The following is a 20,143-nucleotide window of genomic DNA, read 5'->3' as shown; positions in this document are numbered from 1 at the left end:
GGCGAAGACTCGAAGTTATCAGCTCGTCTTATAACCACTCCCTGGGAGTATGGGTCCCGGGCTCGCTTCGCGCCCCGGGGACGACAGCGGAGTTTGTGGCAATCGCGACCGGCCCTCACATGCACGGCCCCCTCACCCGTACACGAACGCCTTGTCGTCCAGATCCGTCTTCGGAATCTCGTCCTTCTCGGTCCAGTAGTCCTGGCTGTGCTGCCATTCCGGCTTGTCGCCGCGCTTGGGCAACAGGTTCATGTCGCGCATGATGTAGCCCGGATTGAAGTTTTCCGGATCGATCCAGGGCAGGATCGGCATGTTGTGGTCTTCGGCGCGGAGCTTGACCTCGACCTTCTTCGTGCCCTTCGCCTTCATGTGGCCGAGCAGCCGGCAGACGAAGTCGGCGACGAGATCGACGCGCAGCGTCCAGCTCGCGCGGAAATAGCCGAACACCCACACCATGTTCGGCACACCGGTGAACATCATGCCGCGATAGGTGACGGTGTCGCCGAAGGCGAGCGGCTTGCCGTCGACCTCGAAGGCGATGTCGCCGAGTGCGGCGAGATTGAAGCCGGTCGCGGTCACGATGATGTCGGCCTCGAGCAGTTCGCCGGATTTGAGCTGGATGCCGTTCTCGACGAAGCATTCGATCTCGTCGGTGACCACGGAGGCCTTGCCGCTGGCGATGCCCTTGAACAGGTCGGCATCCGGCACGAAGGCGATGCGCTGCCGCCACGGCCGGTAGCTCGGCGTGAAGTGCGTCTCGACGTCGTAGTCAGGACCGAGCACCGCGCTGATCTGGCCGATCAGCTCCTTCTTGACCTGCTCGGGCTTGGAGATGCAGAGCTTCGTGAACGCGTCCTGCTCGAACAGGATCTTGCGGCGAACGATCTCGTGGATCCATTTCTCGTCAACCTGAAGCCGGCGCAGCTCCTCCGCGATCTCGATGGCATTGCGGCCTAGCCGGAAATAGGTCGGCGAGCGCTGCAGCATGGTGACATGCGCGCATTTGTCCGCGATGTTCGGTACCAGCGTCGCTGCGGTCGCGCCCGAGCCGATCACGACGACCTTCTTGCCCGCAAGGTCGATGTCGTCAGGCCAGGTCTGCGGATGGACGATGCGGCCCTTGAAGCTATCAGTGCCCTTCCATTCCGGCGTGTAACCTTCCGAATGGCGATAATAGCCCTGGCACATCCAGAGGAAATTGGCGGTGAAGGTTTTCGGTTCGCCGGTGTCGGTCGTCACCGCCTCGATGGTCCAGAGATTGTTCTCGCTCGACCAACTCGCGGAATTGATCTTGTGCTTGTAGCGGATATGCCGGGCGATATCGTTGTCGTCGATCACCTCGTTCATATAGGCGAGGATTTCCTCGGCGGTCGCAATCGGCGGGCCGACCCAGGGCTTGAAGCTGTAGCCGAAGGTGTGGAGGTCGCTGTCGGAGCGGATGCCGGGATAGCGATGCGTGGTCCAGGTGCCGCCGAACGTCGCCTGCGTTTCCAGGATGACGAAACTCGCGCCCGGAAGCTGCTTTGTCATGTGATAGGCGCTGCCGATGCCGGAGATGCCGGCGCCGACGATCAACACGTCGAAATGTTCAGAAGCCTGTTTGGCCGTAGCGTGACTGCGAACAGCGACATTCATTGTTGCTTCTATGCCTTGCTTATTTTTGTGGCCGCCCTTGTCCGGGCAACGCGTTTCCTCCGCAACGGGCAGCATCGCTCGTCGCGTTTCCGCTACAAAATGACATAGATCAATTCGCGGTCAAATCACAGCGCCGCACCCCAGCTCCGCGCGGTCTGCAAGATCCAGTCGCGATAGAGCGTGAGCGGCGTGACGCCGGTCAGCCCGCCGCAACCGGCAGCGCCGTTCGGGCCCGTGGACCAGCTGATGACGCCGACCAGCACGGCACCGTTCGGCTTGTCCTCGAACACGGGACCGCCGGAATCACCCGTGCACGCACCGATTCCGTCGCGAACACCGTTGGTTACGGGATCGACCAGCCGGATCTGGAAGGCGCCGGGCTGACCCGTGGCGACGAGCGCAGCGACACGAATCGTGCCGCCACTCTTGCCGTCACCGCGCACGGTGACACCGATACCGGCAACCACGAAGCGGCTGCCGATCCGGATCGGAATATTCGGCATGCCGACCGGCACCGTGGATTTTCCCTTGAGTGGAATATCGAGTTGCAACAGCGCCACGTCGGCGGTGGCGCGATGTGCCTGCATCGCCTGCATGTTGAAGTTCGGATGGATCGCGACGGTGCGCACATTCAGCAATTGCGGTTGGCCGTCGGCGCCGCGGTCGATAATCTTGTAATCAGCCCCCGGCTGCACGCAGTGGGCGACGGTAAGCACCAGTCTTGGCGCGATCAAGCTCCCGGTGCAAAAGTTGCCGCGCGAGCCGACGATGGTGACGACGGCGCGCGCGACACCATCCGCCTGCGGCGTGCCGCCGCCGACGATCGCATGGGCGGGGGCCGCGAGCAGCAGCGTGGCTATGATGAGAATGACCGGCTTTTTCATGGGAACACGCTCTGACGACGGCATCGGTGACGGCGAAGGATTGCTTCAGACTGGCCCTTGCCGATATCGCATGCTAGCCCTCTTGGAAAGGAATTGACGAGGGCGGAACCTTGACGATCGAAGCTGTGATCTTTGATTTTGGCGGCGTGCTGACGAGTTCGCCATTCGAGGCGTTCACGCGATTCGAGGCCGAGCGCGGCCTGCCCGTCGACATCATCCGGCGCACCAATGCCGCCAATCACCTGGAAAACGCCTGGGCGAAGTTCGAGCGCGCCGAGGTCGATATCGACACCTTCGACCAACTGTTCGCCACCGAGTCGCTCGCGCTTGGCGCGGAGGTACGCGGGCGCGACGTGCTGCCGCTGCTCCAGGGCGATCTGCGCCCCGAGATGGTAGAGGCGCTGAAGCGCATCAAGGCGCAATTCAGGACCGGCTGCATCACCAACAATCTGCCCGCGAACGCGATCGGCAGCATGACCGGGCGCTCACTCTACGTCGCTGAGGTGATGGTGCTGTTCGACCACGTCATCGAGTCCGCGAAGATCGGGCTGCGCAAGCCCGATCCGCGCATCTACAAGCTGATGGTCGAGACGCTGCAGGTCGATCCGAACAATTGCGTCTATCTCGACGATCTCGGCGTCAATCTGAAACCCGCGCGCGAGATGGGAATGACGACGATCAAGGTCACCAGCGGCACGCAGGCGATCGCCGAGCTCGAGGCAGCCACGGGGTTGACGCTGGGTTAGTCTATCATCCCGGCCATTCCGAGCGCAGCGAAGCAATCCAGACTGCCTCCGCGGAAAGACTCTGGATTGCTTCGCTACGCTCGCAATGACGAGATTGGATCGACGCTCATCGCCAAACTTCTCACTCCGCCGCAGCGGCGACCCGTTCGGGGAACGCCGCCGCGAGCGAGGCGCGATCCGGCTTCAGCACGCCGCGCTCGGTGATGAGGCCGGTGACGAGACGCGCCGGGGTGACGTCAAAGGCGTAGTTCGCGACCGGCGAGCCCTCCGGCACGATCCGAACCGTCTCCAGCCTGCCATCCGCAGTGCGGCCGGTCATATCGGTGACCTCAGTGCCGCTGCGCTGCTCGATCGGAATGTCGCGGATGCCGTCATCAACGGCGAAATCGATCGTCGGCGACGGCAGCGCGACGTAGAACGGCACGCAATTGTCGTGCGCGGCGAGCGCTTTCAGATAGGTCCCGATCTTGTTGCAGACGTCGCCGTTGGCAGCGACGCGGTCGGTGCCGACGATGGCGAGATCGACCATGCCATGCTGCATCAGGTGCCCGCCGGTGTTGTCGGGGATCACGGTGTGCGGCACGCCGTGATGGCCAAGCTCCCAGGCGGTGAGCGAGGCGCCCTGGTTGCGCGGACGGGTCTCGTCGACCCAGACATGGACCTTGATGCCGCGCTCATGCGCGAGATAGATCGGGGCGGTCGCCGTGCCCCAATCCACGGTGGCGAGCCAGCCTGCGTTGCAATGGGTCAGCACATTGACCGTCTCGCCCGGCTTCTTCGCCGCAATCGCTTCGATCAATTTCAGGCCGTTGCCGGCGATGGCACGGTTGATCTCGACATCCTGTTCCACGATCTCATCGGCGCGCGCATAGGCAGCTTCCGCCCGCTCCAGCGGATCAATCGGCGCGAGACTCGCGTGCATCTCGTCGAGCGCCCATTTCAGATTGATCGCAGTCGGCCGCGCCACGACGAGCCTGTCGTAGGCGCGTTTCAGGCCGGCATCGGAGGAATCCTCGCGCATCGCGAGCGCCATGCCATAGGCCGCAGTGGCGCCGATCAGCGGCGCGCCGCGCACCAGCATGTCGCGGATCGCGACCGCCGCGTCCTCGCACGAGGTAAGCCGCGCGACCACGAACTCATGCGGCAGCCGGCGCTGGTCGATCGCGCCGACCGACCAGCCATCATGCTCGCGCCAGATGCTGCGGAAATGCTTGCCGTCGACCTTCATGGCATTCTGCCTTTCGTCTCAACCGCGCAGGATGCGCCCCGCCACGGCATCGAGCTTCTTCAGGAGCTCGGGATCGCGCGCCTCTGGCGCAGTGATCAGCGCGGTGTCGAGCGCACGGTCCGAGCCAATCGGGCACGGCTCATGCTCGCGCGGAAAATCCTTGGCGAGCCGCGCCACCAGCGACTTCGCCTTGTCCGCGTTTGTGGTCAGCACGCGGATGATGTCCTGAACGGTGACCGCGTCATGATCGGGATGCCAGCAGTCGAAATCCGTCACCATGGCGACGGTGGCGTAGCAAATCTCGGCCTCCCGGGCGAGCTTCGCCTCGGGCATGTTGGTCATGCCGATCACCGAATAGCCCAGCGTCTTGTAGGTCATGCTTTCCGCATAGGTGGAGAATTGCGGCCCCTCCATGCAGACATAGGTGCCGCCGCGCGCGAACGCGATGCCCTCGGCTTCGGCGGCCGCGGCGAGGTGAATATGCAAGCGCGGCGACACCGGATGCGCCATCGACACATGGGCGACGCAGCCCCGGCCGAAGAACGAGCTCTCGCGCTTGTGGGTGCGATCCACGAACTGGTCGACGAGGACGAAGGTGCCGGGTGGCATCTCCTCCTTGAAGGAACCGCAGGCCGACAGCGAGATCAGGTCGGTGACGCCGGCGCGCTTGAGGACGTCGATATTGGCGCGATAGTTGATGTCGGAGGGCGACAGCCGGTGACCCTTGTCATGGCGCGGCAGGAATACGATCGGCAGTCCGGCAATGGAGCCGCGCCGCAGCGGCGCCGACGGCTCGCCCCAGGGACTCTGGATCACCTCTTCGCGAGCATTCTCAAGCCCCGGCAGATCGTAAATGCCGGAGCCACCGATGATGCCCAATACCGCCTGCGTCATGCCTGCTCCACCCTGTCAGCTACGTGCGACAAGGTTAAGCTATGCCAGTTTTGCGGCGGTTTTGGAACGGGGGTGGAGCGGCCTTGCAGTCCGGACGAGACGAGCGTTTGACTAAGCCGCGGTCGCCGGCTGCAGCTGGGTCGCGACCATGCGCTCCAGCGTCTCGACCGACTGGAAGTTCTCCGGCGTGATCTCGGACTGGGGAATGGTGAAGTCGAACTCGGCTTCGACGCCGAGCATCAGGTTCACCATGTCCATCGAGGTCAGGCCGACGTCGACGAGCTTGGTCTGCGGCGTGACGTCGGCGACGAGCGAGTTCTGCTCGAGGATACCCTTCACCAGCTTGATGATGCGATTGCGCACGTCAGTATCGAAGGCCTGCATCGGCAAATTCCCGTTTGTCTGTCATAAGGTCGGACCGGTTGCCGGGTACGATGGGCGCGACGCGACGATCCTGCAATGGTCGGTACCATTACTTCGCGTTTCTTAGTAAACGATGACTCAGATTGTCTGGAATTCGAGCTTCTTCCAGATTCCTAACGCGATTGCGGAAACTTGGGTGATGCAAACAACCCGACCTTAACTGTTCATTCGGAATTGCAGATCGTTTACCCTGTATTTCATCGACGAATTTGAATTAAATCCGTAGCCTCCAATCACAAGCAAAGATGGTCGGAAGATCGCTTTAAGCGGCATCGCGAATGATGCCGGCGATCTCGAACGGCAAACCGGAGGCGGACGAGCATGAACGTGCGTGAAGCAGTTCTCACTGTCGACGAGACGCAGACGAGCTTTCTCGAGCAGGGTCCTTCCCTCATCGAGCGCGCCGCCCGAACCTCCGCCGCGGCGGCGGCCGACGCAGACGGGGTCGATCGCGACGCCCGATTCCCGCACAAGGCTTTCGAGATCGCGCGCGAGCAAAAGCTGCTCGGCGTCATGGTCCCGGTCGAGTTCGGCGGGCTTGGTGCCTCGATCCACGACGTCACCGACATCTGCTATACGCTGGGACGCGCCTGCGCCTCGACCGCGATGGTCTATGCGATGCACACGACCAAGGTCGCCTGTGTCGTCAGGCACGGCCACGGCATTCCCTGGATGGAAACCATGATGCGGCGCGTCGCACGCGACCAGTGGCTGCTCGCCTCCTCCACCACAGAAGGCCAGAACGGTGGCAACATCCGCGCCAGCGCGGCTGCCGTCGATCACGCCGGCGACACCGTCTCGCTCGTGCGCGACGCCACCGTCATCTCCTACGGCGCCGAGGCCGACGGCCTCGTCACCATCGCCCGCCGCGCCACCGAAGCCGCCGCCTCGGACCAGGTGCTGCTGGCGCTCGCCAGGGACGATTATTCGCTGAAGCAGACGCAGGGATGGGAAACGCTCGGCATGCGCGGCACCTGCTCGACCGGTTTCGAGCTGAGGGTCGACTGCCCCGCCGACCGCGTCTTCCCTGAATCCTACGACAAGATCCACGCCCAGACCATGACGCCCTTCGCGCATCTGTGCTGGTCATCCGCCTGGGCCGGCATCGCCGCTGCCGCGGTCACGCGCGCGCAGGCCTTCGTCCGCAAGGCGGCGCGCGGCTCCGGCGGCCAGATGCCCCCGGCCGCGGCGCATTTCACCGCCGCGAAGATGTCGCTGGCCAAGCTGCGCGCGCTGATCTCGGCCAATATCGACGCCTTCGCCAACGCCGAGCATGACGAACGCGCCCTGAGTTCACTCGACTTCCAGTCTTCGATCACTCTGTTGAAGGTGCAGGCCTCCGAGCTCGCAGTCGAGACCGTGATGCATGCGATGCGCACGGCCGGTCTTTCGGGCTACCGCAACGACGGTGAGTTCACCATGGGCCGCCACCTGCGCGACGTGCTGTCGTCGCCGATCATGATCAACAATGACCGCATTCTGGCCAATGCTGCGACCTCGACGTTGATGAGCGGCGTGCCAACCAGCCTTCGCGATTGAAAAGCTTTCGGGACTGACGTGCCTTACGGACCGACAAATCTTCTCGACCAACAACAATAATTTCAAATAGCAGGAAGTCGAATATGAACATTGCTGTTCTTCCCGATTCACCCGAGACCGCCCCGCAAGCCATCGATCCGCTCGATCATCTCGCCGACAAGCTGTTTCACCCCATGGGTTCGGACGGCGTCTACGCCCGCACCGCGCTTTATGAGGGCGTTGTCGAAAAGCTCGCCGCACTGATCACGAGCCATCGCGAGGCCGGCACCGAGGTGATGCGCTTCCCGCCGGTGATGAGCCGGGCCCAGCTGGAAAAATCCGGCTATCTCAAGAGCTTTCCGAACCTGCTCGGCTGCGTCTGCGGCCTGCACGGCACCGAGCGCGAGATCAACGCCGCGGTGAGCCGCTTCGACGCCGGTGGCGACTGGACCAGTTCGCTGTCGCCCGCCGACCTCGTGCTGTCGCCCGCCGCCTGCTATCCGGTCTATCCGATCGCGGCGAGCCGCGGCCAGTTGCCGAAGAGCGGCCTGCGCTTCGACGTCGCCGCCGACTGCTTCCGCCGTGAGCCGTCGAAGCACCTCGACCGGCTGCAATCGTTCCGGATGCGCGAATATGTCTGCATCGGAAGCCCCGACGACGTCGCCGATTTCCGCGAGCGCTGGATGGTGCGCGCGCAGGCGATCGCGGCCGATCTCGGTCTCACCTTCCGCGTCGATTATGCCAGCGATCCCTTCTTCGGCCGCGTCGGCCAGATGAAGGCGGTGAGCCAGAAGCAGCAGCAGCTCAAGTTCGAGCTGCTGATCCCGCTGCGCTCGGAGGAGCAGCCGACCGCCTGCATGAGCTTCAACTATCACCGCGAGCATTTCGGCACGACCTGGGGCATCCAGGACGACGATGGCGAGCCGGCCCACACGGGCTGCGTCGCCTTCGGCATGGACCGCCTGGCCGTCGCGATGTTCCACACCCACGGCACTGATCTTTCCGCCTGGCCCGCCAAGGTGCGCGAGCTCATGGGCATGCAGCCGCACGTCGCGGCCGATGCTCATGGCGAAGGCTGGCGCTAACGGAACGAGGCCTGTCATTTCCACGGGAAAGACGAGCGTGATCCACACCAAGGTCCGATGCCGCGAGATCACCGAGGCCGACGTCGAGGCGGTCGCAGACCTTTTGACGCGCGGCTTCGTGGGCCGCTCGCGCGACTATTGGATCCAGGGCCTGCGCCGGCAGGCCTTCCGGCCGGTGCCGGAAGGCTACCCGCGCTTCGGCTACATGCTCGACAATGACGGCACACCGGTCGGCGTGCTGCTGCTGATCTACACGACGCGGAAGGCCGGCGACGAGGTAGCCATCCAGTGCAATTTGTCGAGCTGGTACGTCGATCCGGCTTACCGCAACTATGCGCCGCTCCTGACCAAGATCGCCCAGCGGCACAAGGACGTCACCTATCTCAACATCAGCCCGGCGCCTTGGACCTGGCCGATCATCGAGACGCAAGGCTTTCGCGCCTATTGCCGTGGCATATTCTTCTCCGTACCCGCGCTGGCACGCGTCCCGCGCTGGAGCAAGATCGAGGTCATCTCGCAGCACGCCAAGACGATCGATGGACTTTCCGAAGTCGAAACCGAGCTCCTGACGCGGCACGCGCGCTACAATTGCCTCAGCCTCGTCTGCCGTACCCCGAAGGGAACGTTCCCCTTCATCCTGCAACCGGTGCGCATCCGCCGCGGCTTCATTGCGCCGCCCGCGATGAAGCTGATCTATTGCCGCAACGCTGCCGAGTACGTCGAATGCGCAGGGCGCATCGGCCGGCTGCTGCTGCGGCTCGGCAAGATCTCGGTCGCCGTCGACTCCAATGGCCCGGTTCCCGGCCTCGTCGGCATCTACACCGAGCGGCGCGGCCGCAAATATTTCAAGGGTCCGCACCGGCCGCAGCTCGCCGACCTCACGGATACGGAACTCGTGCTGTACGGACCGTAGGAGGTCGCGCCCTCCTGTAGCCCGCATGAGCGTAGTCTGTACGGCCCACTCTCCGCCTTGCTGGTCACCCTCCGTAAACTACTGCGCTTAAGGGAATTTTCCCGCCTCTTCGCTACCCTCGGCGGCTGAATTACGCTGCGTTAAGTCTATTGCCCGCCGAGACCTGCCGATCCCATGACGTCGACCCGCGACAACGAGCTTGGTGCACGCCGCGAAGAGGGCCCGCAGGCCCTGGTCGGGCTGAGCCAGCTTGCGCTCGATCACATGGAGCAGGGCGTCTGCGTCTACGACGCCGCCAACCGGATCGTGCTGGTCAACCAGCGCTATCTCAGCCTGTTCAACATGTCGGCCGAGACCGTCCGGGTCGGCACGAGCTACCGCGACGTGCTCGCCCACAGCGCGACGCTCGGCAACATCCCCGCAGGGGAAGTCGATGCGCTCTATGCAGCGCGCATGGCGCGGATCGCGGCCGGCCAGCCGTTCCGGACTGAACAGACGCTCGCGAGCGGCCTCGTCATGGCGCTCGAGCTGAAGCCGCTCCCCGGCGGCGGCTGGATGACGATCTGTGACGACGTCAGCCGCCTCGCACGGCTCGAGGCGGAGCTGCGCGTGCAGACCGAGCGCAGCCAACACGCGCTTGCCAACATGTCGCACGGTCTCATCATGTATGATTCCGACAGTCGCGTCGTCGTCTGCAACGAACGTTTCCTGAAGCTCTACAATCTCGACCCCGAAATCGTGAAGCCGGGCGCCACGCACGGCACGGCCATCGATCACTGGCTGTCGCGCGGCAATTTGCCGGGGATGTCGGCCGACGAGTTCCATGACGCCAGGCTGGAGGACGTGCGCGCCAGGAAGGCGAAAACCCTGCTGGTGATGCGCTATGACGGGCGGATGGTGCAGGCGGTCTCCCGCTTCCTGCCGGACGGCGGCTGGGTGACGGTGCATGAAGACGTCACGGAGCGGCTGCAATACGAGGAGACGCTGCGGCAGCAGAACTTCATTCTCGATGCGGCGCTGGAGAACATGGCGCACGGGCTCGCCTTCTACGACAGCGGGATGCGCCTGCGTGTCTGCAACACCACCTACCGGAAGATCTATCGGCTGTCGCCGGAGGAGACCAAACCGGGGACGCATCTCGCCGAGTTGATCGAGCGCTCGATGGCGAAAGGTGCGTTCTCCTCCGAATATAGTCCGCAGCAGCTCCTGGAAGCCGCCAGCGCGAGGATCGCCAACCGCGATTCCTCGCCGATGCGCCGGCGCATGTCGAACGACACCATGATCTCGGTGCGATACTGCGCGCTGGCCGAGGGCGGCTTCGTCGCCACCTATGAGGACATCACCGAGCGCGAGCACGCAATCGAGGAGTTGAGCGAGCAGTATCGGCGCTTCGACGCGGCCTTGAACAACATGAGCCAGGGCCTCTGCATGCTGGATTCGAGCCTGCACGTGATCGTCTGCAACCGCCGCTACATCGAGATGTACGGCCTGTCGCCGGACGTCGTGAAGCCAGGTGTCTCGATGCGCGAGATCATGGAGCACAGCTGCGAGCTCGGCACCCATCCGAACACCACCGCCGCGCGGCTCTATGCCGATTATGTCGAGAGGCTGCGCGAGGGCGAGCACACGCTGCACCGCCATTTGAGCGACGGCCGGATCATCAAGCTCAATCACAAGCGAATGGAGCACGGCGGCTGGGTCGTCACCTACGAGGACGTCACCGAGCGCCACAAGGCCCAGGCTCGCGTGGCGCACATGGCGCGGCACGATTCGCTCACCGACCTGCCCAACCGCACTCTGTTTCGCGAGAAGATGGGCGAGGGACTGAACCAGGTCGCGATCGCCGGCGGCGCGATGGCCGTGCTGTGCTTCGACCTCGATAATTTCAAGACCGTCAACGACCGCCTCGGCCACGCGGCCGGCGACCGGCTGTTGCGCTGGGTCGCGGCGCGGCTGAAGGAGAATGTCGGCGAGCACGACACCGTCGCGCGGCTCGGCGGCGACGAATTCGCCGTCCTCCAGCGCGGACCGCAGCCGCAATCGGCGGAAAAGCTCGCACGCCGCCTGGTGGAGATCATCGGTCACCCGCCGCCGCTGGAGAACCAATCGATCCATGTCGGCGTCTCCGTCGGCATCGCCATCGCGCCCGATCACGGGCTCGATGCCGACGAGCTGATGAAATGCGCCGACCTCGCGCTGTACCAGGCCAAGGCCAAGGGGCGCGGCGCCTTTCAGCTGTTCGAGCCCGAGATGGAGGAAGAGGCGCGCAGCCGGCACGCGCTGGAGCACGATCTGCGCGGCGCGCTCGAGGCACGTGAGTTCGACCTGGCATTCCAGCCGCAGGTGCGGCTCGACACCACCGAGCTGACCGGCTTCGAGGCGTTGCTGCGCTGGAAGCATCCGTCGCGCGGTTTCGTCTCGCCAGCCGAATTCATTCCGATCGCGGAAGAGAACGGACTGATCGTCCCGATCGGCGAATGGGTGCTGCGCACCGCCTGCGCGACCGCCGTGTCCTGGCCCGATGTCACCGTCGCGGTGAACCTGTCGCCGGTGCAGTTCCGCTCGCGCGGGCTGGTGGCGATGGTCACGAGCGCACTTGCGGAAGCCGGCCTGCCGCCGCAGCGGCTCGAGCTCGAGGTCACCGAGACGGCGCTGCTCGACGACAGCGAGGCGACGATCGAGATCCTGCACCAGCTTCGCGCGTTAGGGGTGCGCGTCAGCCTCGACGATTTCGGCGTCGGCTATTCCTCGCTGAGCTATCTGCGCAAGTTTCCGTTCGACCGCATCAAGATCGATCGCTCCTTCGTCGGCACGCTCGGCGAAAGCCCGGAGAGCATTGCCATCGTCCGCACCATCGCCAGCCTCGGCTCAGTGCTCGGCGTCGAGACCACGGCCGAGGGTGTCGAAACGATCGAGCAGCTCGACTTCGTCCGTGAATGCGGCTGCACCGCCGTGCAGGGCTATTATTTCGGCAGGCCGTGTCCGGCGTCCGAGGTCGGACGCGCCATCGAGACGCTGAACGCGGTTCGACGCGTGGCGTAAGGATCTGCGTTGGGTGGGTTAGCTCGCAGCCGCGCGAAGCGCGGTCCCTCCCCCGCCGCAGGCAGCGCGCTATCCGGCGGCGTGCCCCACGGCCGCTCGGCCGACGCCAGCCCGATCAGGCGACCCTGGATGTAGTCGCAGCCCCAGTCGCGAAGCATGTTTGCGGCTTCTTCGTCCTGCACCCATTCGGCGACCGTCTTGATGTCGAGGCGGCGGGCGAGATCGATCAGGGTCTGCACGAAGGCGCGGTCGTCGGCCGAATGGGTGATGTTCTGCACGAAGGCGCCGTCGATCTTGACGATATCGACGCCGAGCTTGCGCAAATTCCGGAACGAGGTGTAGCCGGCGCCGAAATCGTCGATGGCGATGCGGCTGCCGAAATTCTTCAGCCGGGTGACGAAGCCGCGCACGTCGTCGATGTCCTGGATCGCGACCGTCTCGGTGATCTCGACGATCAGCCGTTCGGCAACGCCGGGATGGGCCAGCATCAGAGACTCGATGCCCGCCCACCAGTCCGGATCCATCGTGGTATCCGGCGAGATGTTGAGGCTGAGGCAGATGTCGGGCGCGGCCGCGAGCTCGGCGACCACCAGCTCGAGCACGCGATGATCGACGAGGCGGATGAGGCCGAGTCGTTCGGCGACCGGCACGATGTCGGGCGCCAGCAGCACCTGGCCGTCGCCCTGGTCCATCCGCACCAGGCATTCATGGAACGCGCGCTCGCGCGAGGCGGCAGCAACCACCGGCTCATAGGCAAGCTTGATCCGGCGCTCGTTCAGCGCGGTGACGATCTCGTCGGTGACGCGGATGTTGACGCGGCGCTGGGCGTCGCGCGCGGCATCCGGGCGCCAGGCCGCGAACGAGCCGACGCGGCGCCGCTTCGCGGCGTCCAGGGTCTCGTGGGCGCGATTGACGGCCTCGTCGGTGTTGCGGGCATAGCGCGGCACGCTGACCGCGCCGATCGAGGCGGTGACCGAGACTGGGCCGGATTTGGTCGGCACAACCTCGTCGCGGATGCCGGCGAGGAAGCGCTCGGCGGCGACGTTCATGTCGTCGACGGTGCAGTTCTTGAGGATCAGGCCGAACTTGTTGCCGGAGAAGCGCCCGAGCACGTCGCCGCCGCGCAGGCGCGCGCGAATGCGCTTGGCGACGTCGAGGATCACGGCGTCGGCAACGTCGAAGCCGAAGGCGTCGTTGACGCGGGCGAGATGATCGATGCCGACCAGCATGAAGGCCGCGGTCGAGCGGAAGCGGGTCGTCTCCTCGATCGCCTCGGCCAGCGCCGCGATCAGATGCGAACGATTGAGCTCGCCGGTCAGCGGATCGAGCCGGGCCAGCTTCGTCAATTCCTCGTCGCGGGCGTGGCGCTCATTGTTGATGCGGACGGAGCCGATCGCACGCACCGGGCGGCCGTCGGGCCCGGCGAACCAGCGCCCGGTCTCCTCGATCCAGACCACGGGATCGGCGGCGCTCAAGCGTACGCCATATTCGACCCGGTAGGGCGTGCCGTCGGCGCCATGTACGGCGGAGGTTTGCGCCAGCGCCGCGGTCCGCAGCGATTGCGCGGGCTCGATCAGCTTGGCGAACTCGGCGCCGGTGGCCAGCCGCTCGGCGGGAATGCCGGGGAAGATGGCACTGGCCTGATCACCCCAGACGATGGCATCGCTGGCGACGTCCCAGGCGAACACGGCCTGGCCGAGAGCAGCCAGGATGTCGGAGGCTTGCGGCAATGCGGGGGTCAAAATCGCCTCGTTTCGGGACAGCGGAGAGTCCTGGGTCGGCACAGGATAGAGCCAGATTCGCCTTTGACCCTAGGCAAAGTTCATAAACAATTTGGAAACCACGTTCTGCAGGCCTGCGGAACCAAACCGGCCCGGCCGGCATAGGCCTTGCGAGTACGTGACACGCACCGGCGCCAGCGTTCCGAAACGCGACAGGCTCGCCGGACCAACGGTGATTGCGATGTTCAGTACTGATCGATCGGTCCAGGCGGACAACGGCACGGGCACGGCCCTGGTGCCGCTGCTGCCGCTTCTGCGCTTGGCCAACAAGGCGCCGCTGTCGCGCCCCGATTCGAGCTTCGTCACCCAGCTGATCGCCAATGCCGAGCACCTGCCGCAGACGAACCGGCTCCGCTGCGCGTCTTCCGAAGACGCGCAGATGGCCTATGGCAGCAAGCATCCGCTGGGAAGCGTCAGCGCGCGGACGCGACAGGTGGCTTGAGGCCGATCAGCGCGGCGGCGCGTCGGGAGACGGCGGCGTGCCGTTGCCCGGCTGCAAATCCGGCGAAGGCATGCTCTGGACGGGCTTCGGCGCCGGGTGGTCCATCAGCACGGATTCGGCGACCGACTGCGCAGTGGGCGCGGGCGGCGCCACCGGTGCCGGCTGCGGCGCAATCAGCGGCTCGAACTTGGGCTCGGCGACGGCTTCATCGGCCGGCGCTTCGGCCTGACGCCTGGCCTTGCGCGAAGCGGGCGCTGTCGTCTCGCCGGCATAGGCGACGCGGCGGCGCGTGCGCTGGGCGATGCCGCCGAGGAAATCGGCCATCGCGAGCAGCACCAGCAGGAAATAGGTGGAGTTGCCGAATTTCGGCCACATCACGAATTCGGCCGCAGCCGCGCCAAACACGATCAGCGACAGCAAATGATCCATCAGGAATCTCGCGCCCGGCCGCGCGCCCTTCACCACCTCGAGCAGCAGCAGCACGATTCCGAGCGCGAGCATCACGTCGGCGAGCGTGACCGGCCAGGCCTCGCCCGTGATCATGGGCACCTTGAACAGCACGTCCGTAAAGGACACGCTCGGCATCAGGAAGGCGATGATATTGTAGACCGCGAGCGGGATCAGGAGCAGCGGGAAACCGACCATCGGCGAAATGCCTTCTCGATCAAGATATCCAGACAGGACAATGCGGCGGCGAAGCATTCGCTCCGCCGCCGTCACCGTCATATCTCATGGGTTGGCCGAAATCAGGCAGGCGAAATGATCCCGCCCGGAGAAAGATCCTTAACTCAGGACTCTTTCTTCTTCAGGACCTGACGGCCCTTGTACATGCCGGTCTTGAGGTCGAGATGATGCGGACGACGGAGCTCGCCGGAGTCCTTGTCTTCCACATAGGTCGGCTTCTTGATGGCGTCTGCCGAGCGGCGCATGCCACGGCGCGACGGCGAGGTTTTTCTTCTCGGAACGGCCATTTCAATATCCTCTAGGGATTGGTGTCATCAGGGCATCGTCCACAGGACGGCTCAGCACCCAAACGGGGCGAGCGGAATGCCGATCAAGGCCGCGCTTATAGAGGAAGGCTGGCCCTAAAGCTAGGCTCTTGGACCGGAAAATACGTCCGGAAAGGGCCAGAAATCAGCGATTTTCCCGCCAACAGGTCGAAAGCGAGCTGGCCTGCGCCCTGGCAACATAGGTCCCGGCCAGGCGCCTGACACCCGGTCCAGGGGTCCTGGCGCTGCGTTTGACCGGATTCGGCAGGATCGAGGCCAGAAGGGCGGCTTCCCGGGGGGACAGGTTGGCCGCCGACTTGCCGAAGGCATAGGCGCTGGCGGTCTCCACCCCGAACTGGCCCTGCGGTCCCAGCTCGGCGATGTTGAGGTAGATCTCCAGGATCCGCGCCTTGGGCAGGACGAAGTCGATCCACAGCGCCAACGGGAATTCCAGCGCCTTGCGGACGAAGTCCCGCCCCTGCCACAGGAACAGGTTTTTTGCGACCTGCTGGGTGATCGTCGAGGCGCCCCGGAACGGCGTACCGTCTTCGTTCGCGTCGTCGATCGCCTCGCGCAGCGCGCCCCAATCGATGCCGTGATGCTTGCAGAAATGGGCATCCTCGGCCGCCACCGCCGATCGCGGCAGTGAGGCCGACATCGCCGCCAGATCGATCCATTCCCGATGCATCGGCGCGCCCCGCAAGCTTCGCCAAGCCATCAGCGTCGAAACCGGATGGCCGGTGCGGTAGAACGGCGCGATCACATAGGGCGCGAGAGCCACGACCGCGAGCGCTACCAGCAGGATTTTGACGATGCGCAAATCGACCTTCCCGGCGCAAAATGAAACGCGGCCACGGCTCTCGCCATTAAGTCTGTGATAATTCGGGCCTTTTCCAGCACCTTTTAGCCCTTCCAAACGATTGACTGAAGCGGGCGCATAAAGGATTGTCCCGCCGAATTTTGGTTCTGGAGCCCTTCTTGATGACCGGCACGTCCCCGTCCGATTTCGCCAAACGTCTGGACAAGACCGCTGATGACACCGAGGCCCTGCTCGGGCGCCTGTTGGCGGACGACATCCTGCCCGATGAGATCGCCCGGCCCAAGCGACTGATGGACGCAATGCGCTATTCGAGCCTGAACGGCGGCAAGCGCCTGCGACCGTTCCTTGTGGTCGAGAGCGCGGCCGTGTTCGGCGTGCCGCGCGAGGCGGCGCTGCTCGCCGGTGCCGCGCTCGAATGCATCCACTGCTACTCACTGATCCATGACGATCTGCCGGCGATGGACAATTCGGACCTGCGCCGCGGCCGCCCCACCCTGCACAAGAAGACCGATGACGCGACCGCGATCCTCGCGGGCGACGGCCTGTTGACGCTCGCCTTCGACATCATCACCCGCGACGAGATCCACCGCGACGCCAATGTGCGGCTGCTGCTGACGCGCGCGCTGGCGCGCTGCGCCGGCATCGGCGGCATGGTCGGCGGCCAGATCCTCGATCTTGCCGGGGAAGGCCGTTTCGGCGACCGCGAGCCGGTCGATGTCGCCCGTCTCCAGCAGATGAAGACCGGCGCATTGCTGCGCTATGGCTGCATCGCCGGAGCGATCCTCGGCCAGGCCTCGCAAAAGGAATATCAGGCGCTCGACGATTACGGCCGCGCACTTGGCGAGGCCTTCCAGATCGCCGACGACCTGCTCGACGTGGAAGGCGACGCGGCTGCGCTGGGCAAGCCGTCGGGCCAGGACGCCGCGCTCGGCAAGACCACCTTCGTCACCCAGCTCGGCATCGAGGGCGCCAGGCAGCGCGTGCGCGACCTGCTCGCGCGAGCCGACAGCGCCGTGTCGATCTTCGGCGACCGCGCCGCCGTGCTGCAAGCCGCCGCGCGCTTCGTGGCCGAGCGGAAGAACTAGCCACGCGATGACGGGCGGCAACAAAGAGGATCCCGCCCTCGTCCGCTTCCGCCAGATGTCGCGGCCGATGCGGCTGATTTACGCCCGGCCGCGGACGTTCATCTCGCTCGGTATCGGCGTCCTCGTCTGCCTGCTCGCGCCGGGCTCACCCCGGCTGACGACGCGGCTCGTGCTCGGCTGGGATGCGCTGATCGCGGTTTATCTCGTGCTGGTCTATGCGATGATGCTGTGCAACGACCACGAGCACATCCGCCGTAGCGCCGCGATGCAGGACGACGGCCGCTTCGTGATCCTGCTGGTGACGGCAATCGGCGCGTTCGCCAGCATCGCAGCGATCGTGGTCGAACTCGGCACCCATCGCGGCGCGGCGGAGCTGACCATCGCGATCACCACCATCGCGCTGTCCTGGGCCGCCGTGCACACGACTTTCGCGCTGCATTACGCGCATGATTACTACCGCCACGCCGAGCCGGGCGGTCTTCAGTTTCCGAGCGGCGACAAGGAAGATCACGCCGATTATTGGGACTTCGTCTATTTTTCGTTCGTGATCGGAATGACCGCACAGGTCTCCGACGTCGGCATCACCGACAAGACCATCCGCCGCACCGCCACGGCGCACGGCATCGTATCCTTCATCTACAACACGGCGCTGCTGGCGCTGACGGTAAACATCGCGGCGAGCGCGATCGCGACCTGATCCCAGCGACATTGTCACGGCTTCGCCGGACAATGTCGAGGGACGCAGTGCCCTCAGTTGCAGACCTCGGCATTGGCATCAACGTGAGGGCCGCCGCCACCGCGATATACGAGGTGGCAGCCGCGCTGGACCGGACGGCAGAGAAGATCGTTGCAATAAATCTGACCACTGCCGCCCGAGGCGCGACCAGCGCCGGCCGCGGCGCCCGCGATGCCTGAGCCATACCCTCCGGCGGAGCCCGTCTGCACGCGCTTCTTTGCCTGACGATCCTCGCTGTCGTCACGTCGCGAGGTCGCGGGCTTGGAAGTCGTCGGCTTTGCGGCACGCTTCTTCTCGCATTCGTTGTCGTCGTTCAGCGCGAAGCCATCGCCGCAAACGATCCTGGTGCACTTGTCGCCGTCGACCTTGAAGCCGTGCTCGCACACCAGGGGGCAGACGCGCAACGGTTTTGACTTGACGGTGTCGAGCGCATCGGTGCTTGCCACCTTCACGTCGAGCTTGGTGCCGGCATAGCGGTTGAACTGCGACAGCGACCGCTGCGCGGACGTGTTCCAGTTGCCGTCGGCGGCGCCGGAGAAGCAGCCGACGCGGCCGAGCTCAGTCTGCACGGAACGGTTGAGATCGGCCGGCGCAGTGGCCGGTGTCAGCGAAGCAACGTTGGTGCCTGAGGGGCTCGCCGTGCTGGCTGGCGCAGCACTCGGCGCCGTTGCGGCGAGATTGACGCGCTGCTGCTCGGCGGCGGCCGCCTGCTGCTGTGCCTGTTCCTTGGCTTTCTGCGCGGCGAGTTGCACCTGCTCCGCGGCCTTTGCATCGGCCGCAGCCTTGGCCTGCGCATCCTTCTGCGCGCCAAGCGCGGCAAGACGATCTCGTTCAGCCTCGGCCTGCTTGGCCTTTTCCGTCGCCGCCGCATGGACCTGCTCGGCGCTGATTTTCTCGAGCTGAAGCTTGGCGAGGCTGGCATAGAAGCCGTCGGGGTGCTGGGCGAGAAACGCGTCCCATGCCGGCCTGTTGCCGACCTGGAGCGCGAGCTCGTAATCGCGGCGGATGTCGGCCTGAGGATTCGGCGCGGGCGCAGCGGCAGCCGTCACCTTGACCGGCACCAGCGGCACGTCGTCGCCACCGAGCGAGCCGTAGACGAACGGTTCCTGCTTGTTACCCGTCGACTTGAGCACGTCGTCGCGCACGAAGCCGAAGGCGCGGCGGACGTCGAGGCCGGGCGTCGTCAGGTGCTTCGACAGCGCCACGGTAAAGGGGCTGTTGGCGCCGTCGCCGTCCTGCGCCGTGAAACCGGCCTTGGCCGAATAGGCGATCAGCGTGTTGGAGCTGGTCGGCTCGACCTGGGCGAGGCCGCGGCCGATACCGCGCGAGGCAATCGTGCGCTTCATGGTCTTGCCGAACGGATTGTCGCGGCAGGCGTCCAGGATCACGAGGCGAAGCTGTTTTGCGGGTTCGACCGCGACCAGGACGCGGTCGAGCGACAGCGCCTCGTCAAACACGTCGGTGTCGCGCTCGAGCTTGGCGTCGACGGGGATCAGATAGTTCGAGCCTTCGACCTCGATGCCGTGGCCGGCATAGTAGACCACGGCGATATCGGCATCGCGGGTTGCGTCGGCGAATTCGCGCAACACACGCCTCGTCTCCAGCGCCGACAGGTCATGCCGGGAATCCACGATGTCGAAGCCGGCCTCCTTCAGCGTCCTGGCCATCACCGTGCCGTCGTTGACGGGATTGGCGAGCGACGGCGCGTGCTGATAGGCCGAGTTGGCGATCACCAGCGCCACGCGCTTTCCGGCGAACGCAGGCCCGGCGCCGAACAGCAGCGTGAGAGCGAGGAGAAGCGGACCAAGTCTGAGCAAATGGCGCATGACACGACTTCCGAGTTCAGGGCCGTACGGGCCCCCTTGGGATCGCTTTAGCAAGTTCCGGCGCGGGTGCTTGTGATGGAGGTCACGAAGGCCGCG

Annotated in this window: 18 protein-coding genes; 8 read left to right on the top strand and 10 right to left on the bottom strand. The window is 65.1% G+C overall.

The window, feature by feature from the left end; all coding sequences use genetic code 11:
- Positions 1–132 precede the first annotated feature (132 nt).
- Positions 133–1,635, bottom strand: a complete 1,503-nt coding sequence (locus OC450_RS30975) for a flavin-containing monooxygenase (RefSeq protein WP_211384033.1) — start codon at positions 1,633–1,635, stop codon at positions 133–135.
- Positions 1,636–1,760: 125 nt separating this feature from the next.
- Positions 1,761–2,519 (bottom strand): S1 family peptidase, encoded by a 759-nt coding sequence (locus tag OC450_RS30970; protein WP_211384032.1) that lies wholly within the window; start codon positions 2,517–2,519, stop codon positions 1,761–1,763.
- 110 nt (positions 2,520–2,629) lie between these two features.
- On the opposite strand from OC450_RS30970, the gene OC450_RS30965 reads away from it, so the two are divergent.
- The gene (locus OC450_RS30965; protein WP_211384031.1) at positions 2,630–3,265 is read left to right on the top strand and encodes an HAD-IA family hydrolase; all 636 of its coding nucleotides are present in this window, start codon (positions 2,630–2,632) and stop codon (positions 3,263–3,265) included.
- A 121-nt stretch (positions 3,266–3,386) separates the two neighbouring features.
- On the opposite strand, the gene mtnA is transcribed toward OC450_RS30965, so the two are convergent.
- From mtnA to OC450_RS30950, 3 genes are all read right to left on the bottom strand, one after another.
- The gene (gene mtnA / locus OC450_RS30960) at positions 3,387–4,493 is read right to left on the bottom strand and encodes an S-methyl-5-thioribose-1-phosphate isomerase (RefSeq protein ID WP_211384030.1); all 1,107 of its coding nucleotides are present in this window, start codon (positions 4,491–4,493) and stop codon (positions 3,387–3,389) included.
- 18 nt (positions 4,494–4,511) lie between these two features.
- Entirely contained in the window at positions 4,512–5,387 is an 876-nt protein-coding gene (locus OC450_RS30955) for an S-methyl-5'-thioadenosine phosphorylase (RefSeq protein ID WP_256808617.1), read from the bottom strand.
- A gap of 111 nt (positions 5,388–5,498) precedes the next feature.
- Complete coding sequence (locus OC450_RS30950) at positions 5,499–5,771, bottom strand: phosphopantetheine-binding protein (protein ID WP_256808616.1); 273 nt, start codon at positions 5,769–5,771, stop codon at positions 5,499–5,501.
- A 360-nt stretch (positions 5,772–6,131) separates the two neighbouring features.
- Here OC450_RS30950 and OC450_RS30945 point away from each other — a divergent pair, with 360 nt between their 5' ends.
- The 4 genes from OC450_RS30945 to OC450_RS30930 all read left to right on the top strand — a co-directional run bounded on the left by OC450_RS30945 (position 6,132) and on the right by OC450_RS30930 (position 12,368).
- Positions 6,132–7,349, top strand: coding sequence for an acyl-CoA dehydrogenase family protein (locus tag OC450_RS30945; protein ID WP_256808614.1), 1,218 nt, complete (start codon positions 6,132–6,134; stop codon positions 7,347–7,349).
- Positions 7,350–7,432: 83 nt separating this feature from the next.
- A complete protein-coding gene (locus OC450_RS30940) occupies positions 7,433–8,413 on the top strand; it encodes an amino acid--[acyl-carrier-protein] ligase (protein WP_262049266.1) in 981 nt (326 codons plus the stop codon).
- Between the two features lie 37 nt (positions 8,414–8,450).
- The gene (locus OC450_RS30935; RefSeq protein ID WP_211384025.1) at positions 8,451–9,326 is read left to right on the top strand and encodes an acyl-CoA acyltransferase; all 876 of its coding nucleotides are present in this window, start codon (positions 8,451–8,453) and stop codon (positions 9,324–9,326) included.
- A 174-nt stretch (positions 9,327–9,500) separates the two neighbouring features.
- Positions 9,501–12,368: a PAS-domain containing protein gene (locus OC450_RS30930; protein WP_211384024.1), complete on the top strand. Its 2,868-nt coding sequence runs from the start codon at positions 9,501–9,503 to the stop codon at positions 12,366–12,368.
- Here OC450_RS30930 and OC450_RS30925 read toward each other — a convergent pair.
- A complete protein-coding gene (locus OC450_RS30925) occupies positions 12,290–14,110 on the bottom strand; it encodes a GGDEF domain-containing phosphodiesterase (protein ID WP_262049265.1) in 1,821 nt (606 codons plus the stop codon). The two genes, OC450_RS30930 and OC450_RS30925, sit on opposite strands and share 79 nt — an antisense overlap.
- A gap of 220 nt (positions 14,111–14,330) precedes the next feature.
- Between OC450_RS30925 and OC450_RS30920 the strand changes: the two genes are divergently transcribed.
- Entirely contained in the window at positions 14,331–14,591 is a 261-nt protein-coding gene (locus OC450_RS30920; protein ID WP_211384022.1) for a hypothetical protein, read from the top strand.
- A gap of 6 nt (positions 14,592–14,597) precedes the next feature.
- Here the strand turns inward: OC450_RS30920 and OC450_RS30915 are convergent, their stop codons facing one another.
- The 3 genes from OC450_RS30915 to mtgA all read right to left on the bottom strand — a co-directional run bounded on the left by OC450_RS30915 (position 14,598) and on the right by mtgA (position 16,400).
- Entirely contained in the window at positions 14,598–15,236 is a 639-nt protein-coding gene (locus OC450_RS30915) for a hypothetical protein (protein WP_211384021.1), read from the bottom strand.
- 143 nt (positions 15,237–15,379) lie between these two features.
- Positions 15,380–15,562, bottom strand: a complete 183-nt coding sequence (gene rpmF, locus OC450_RS30910; protein WP_007598106.1) for a 50S ribosomal protein L32 — start codon at positions 15,560–15,562, stop codon at positions 15,380–15,382.
- A 163-nt stretch (positions 15,563–15,725) separates the two neighbouring features.
- Positions 15,726–16,400: a monofunctional biosynthetic peptidoglycan transglycosylase gene (mtgA, locus tag OC450_RS30905; RefSeq protein WP_211384020.1), complete on the bottom strand. Its 675-nt coding sequence runs from the start codon at positions 16,398–16,400 to the stop codon at positions 15,726–15,728.
- Between the two features lie 161 nt (positions 16,401–16,561).
- Between mtgA and OC450_RS30900 the strand changes: the two genes are divergently transcribed.
- Positions 16,562–17,485 carry a polyprenyl synthetase family protein gene (locus OC450_RS30900; protein WP_262049264.1) on the top strand — a complete coding sequence of 308 codons (924 nt, stop codon included), beginning with the start codon at positions 16,562–16,564 and terminating at the stop codon, positions 17,483–17,485.
- A 7-nt stretch (positions 17,486–17,492) separates the two neighbouring features.
- Complete coding sequence (locus OC450_RS30895; RefSeq protein WP_211384018.1) at positions 17,493–18,182, top strand: DUF1345 domain-containing protein; 690 nt, start codon at positions 17,493–17,495, stop codon at positions 18,180–18,182.
- 53 nt (positions 18,183–18,235) lie between these two features.
- Here OC450_RS30895 and OC450_RS30890 read toward each other — a convergent pair whose 3' ends face one another.
- Positions 18,236–20,047, bottom strand: a complete 1,812-nt coding sequence (locus tag OC450_RS30890; protein WP_262049263.1) for a caspase domain-containing protein — start codon at positions 20,045–20,047, stop codon at positions 18,236–18,238.
- Positions 20,048–20,143 lie beyond the last annotated feature (96 nt).

It is taken from the genome of Bradyrhizobium sp. Bra78, assembly GCF_024519855.1.
GTDB classification, from domain to species: domain Bacteria; phylum Pseudomonadota; class Alphaproteobacteria; order Rhizobiales; family Xanthobacteraceae; genus Bradyrhizobium; species Bradyrhizobium japonicum_G.
Note: the sequence above shows the minus strand (reverse complement) of the source record. Positions and strands in the feature narration are given on the sequence as shown.

Excerpts from the sequence above, each read along its gene's own strand:
- OC450_RS30975 (WP_211384033.1), bottom strand. The coding sequence starts at position 1,635 with ATGAATGTCGCTGTTCGCAGTCACGCTACGGCCAAACAGGCTTCTGAA.
- OC450_RS30970 (WP_211384032.1), bottom strand. The coding sequence starts at position 2,519 with ATGAAAAAGCCGGTCATTCTCATCATAGCCACGCTGCTGCTCGCGGCC.
- mtnA (WP_211384030.1), bottom strand. The coding sequence starts at position 4,493 with ATGAAGGTCGACGGCAAGCATTTCCGCAGCATCTGGCGCGAGCATGAT.
- OC450_RS30955 (WP_256808617.1), bottom strand. The coding sequence starts at position 5,387 with ATGACGCAGGCGGTATTGGGCATCATCGGTGGCTCCGGCATTTACGAT.
- OC450_RS30950 (WP_256808616.1), bottom strand. The coding sequence starts at position 5,771 with ATGCAGGCCTTCGATACTGACGTGCGCAATCGCATCATCAAGCTGGTG.
- OC450_RS30945 (WP_256808614.1), top strand. The coding sequence starts at position 6,132 with ATGAACGTGCGTGAAGCAGTTCTCACTGTCGACGAGACGCAGACGAGC.
- OC450_RS30940 (WP_262049266.1), top strand. The coding sequence starts at position 7,433 with ATGAACATTGCTGTTCTTCCCGATTCACCCGAGACCGCCCCGCAAGCC.
- OC450_RS30930 (WP_211384024.1), top strand. The coding sequence starts at position 9,501 with ATGACGTCGACCCGCGACAACGAGCTTGGTGCACGCCGCGAAGAGGGC.
- OC450_RS30920 (WP_211384022.1), top strand. The coding sequence starts at position 14,331 with ATGTTCAGTACTGATCGATCGGTCCAGGCGGACAACGGCACGGGCACG.
- OC450_RS30915 (WP_211384021.1), bottom strand. The coding sequence starts at position 15,236 with ATGGTCGGTTTCCCGCTGCTCCTGATCCCGCTCGCGGTCTACAATATC.
- rpmF (WP_007598106.1), bottom strand. The coding sequence starts at position 15,562 with ATGGCCGTTCCGAGAAGAAAAACCTCGCCGTCGCGCCGTGGCATGCGC.
- OC450_RS30900 (WP_262049264.1), top strand. The coding sequence starts at position 16,562 with ATGACCGGCACGTCCCCGTCCGATTTCGCCAAACGTCTGGACAAGACC.
- OC450_RS30895 (WP_211384018.1), top strand. The coding sequence starts at position 17,493 with ATGACGGGCGGCAACAAAGAGGATCCCGCCCTCGTCCGCTTCCGCCAG.
- OC450_RS30890 (WP_262049263.1), bottom strand. The coding sequence starts at position 20,047 with ATGCGCCATTTGCTCAGACTTGGTCCGCTTCTCCTCGCTCTCACGCTG.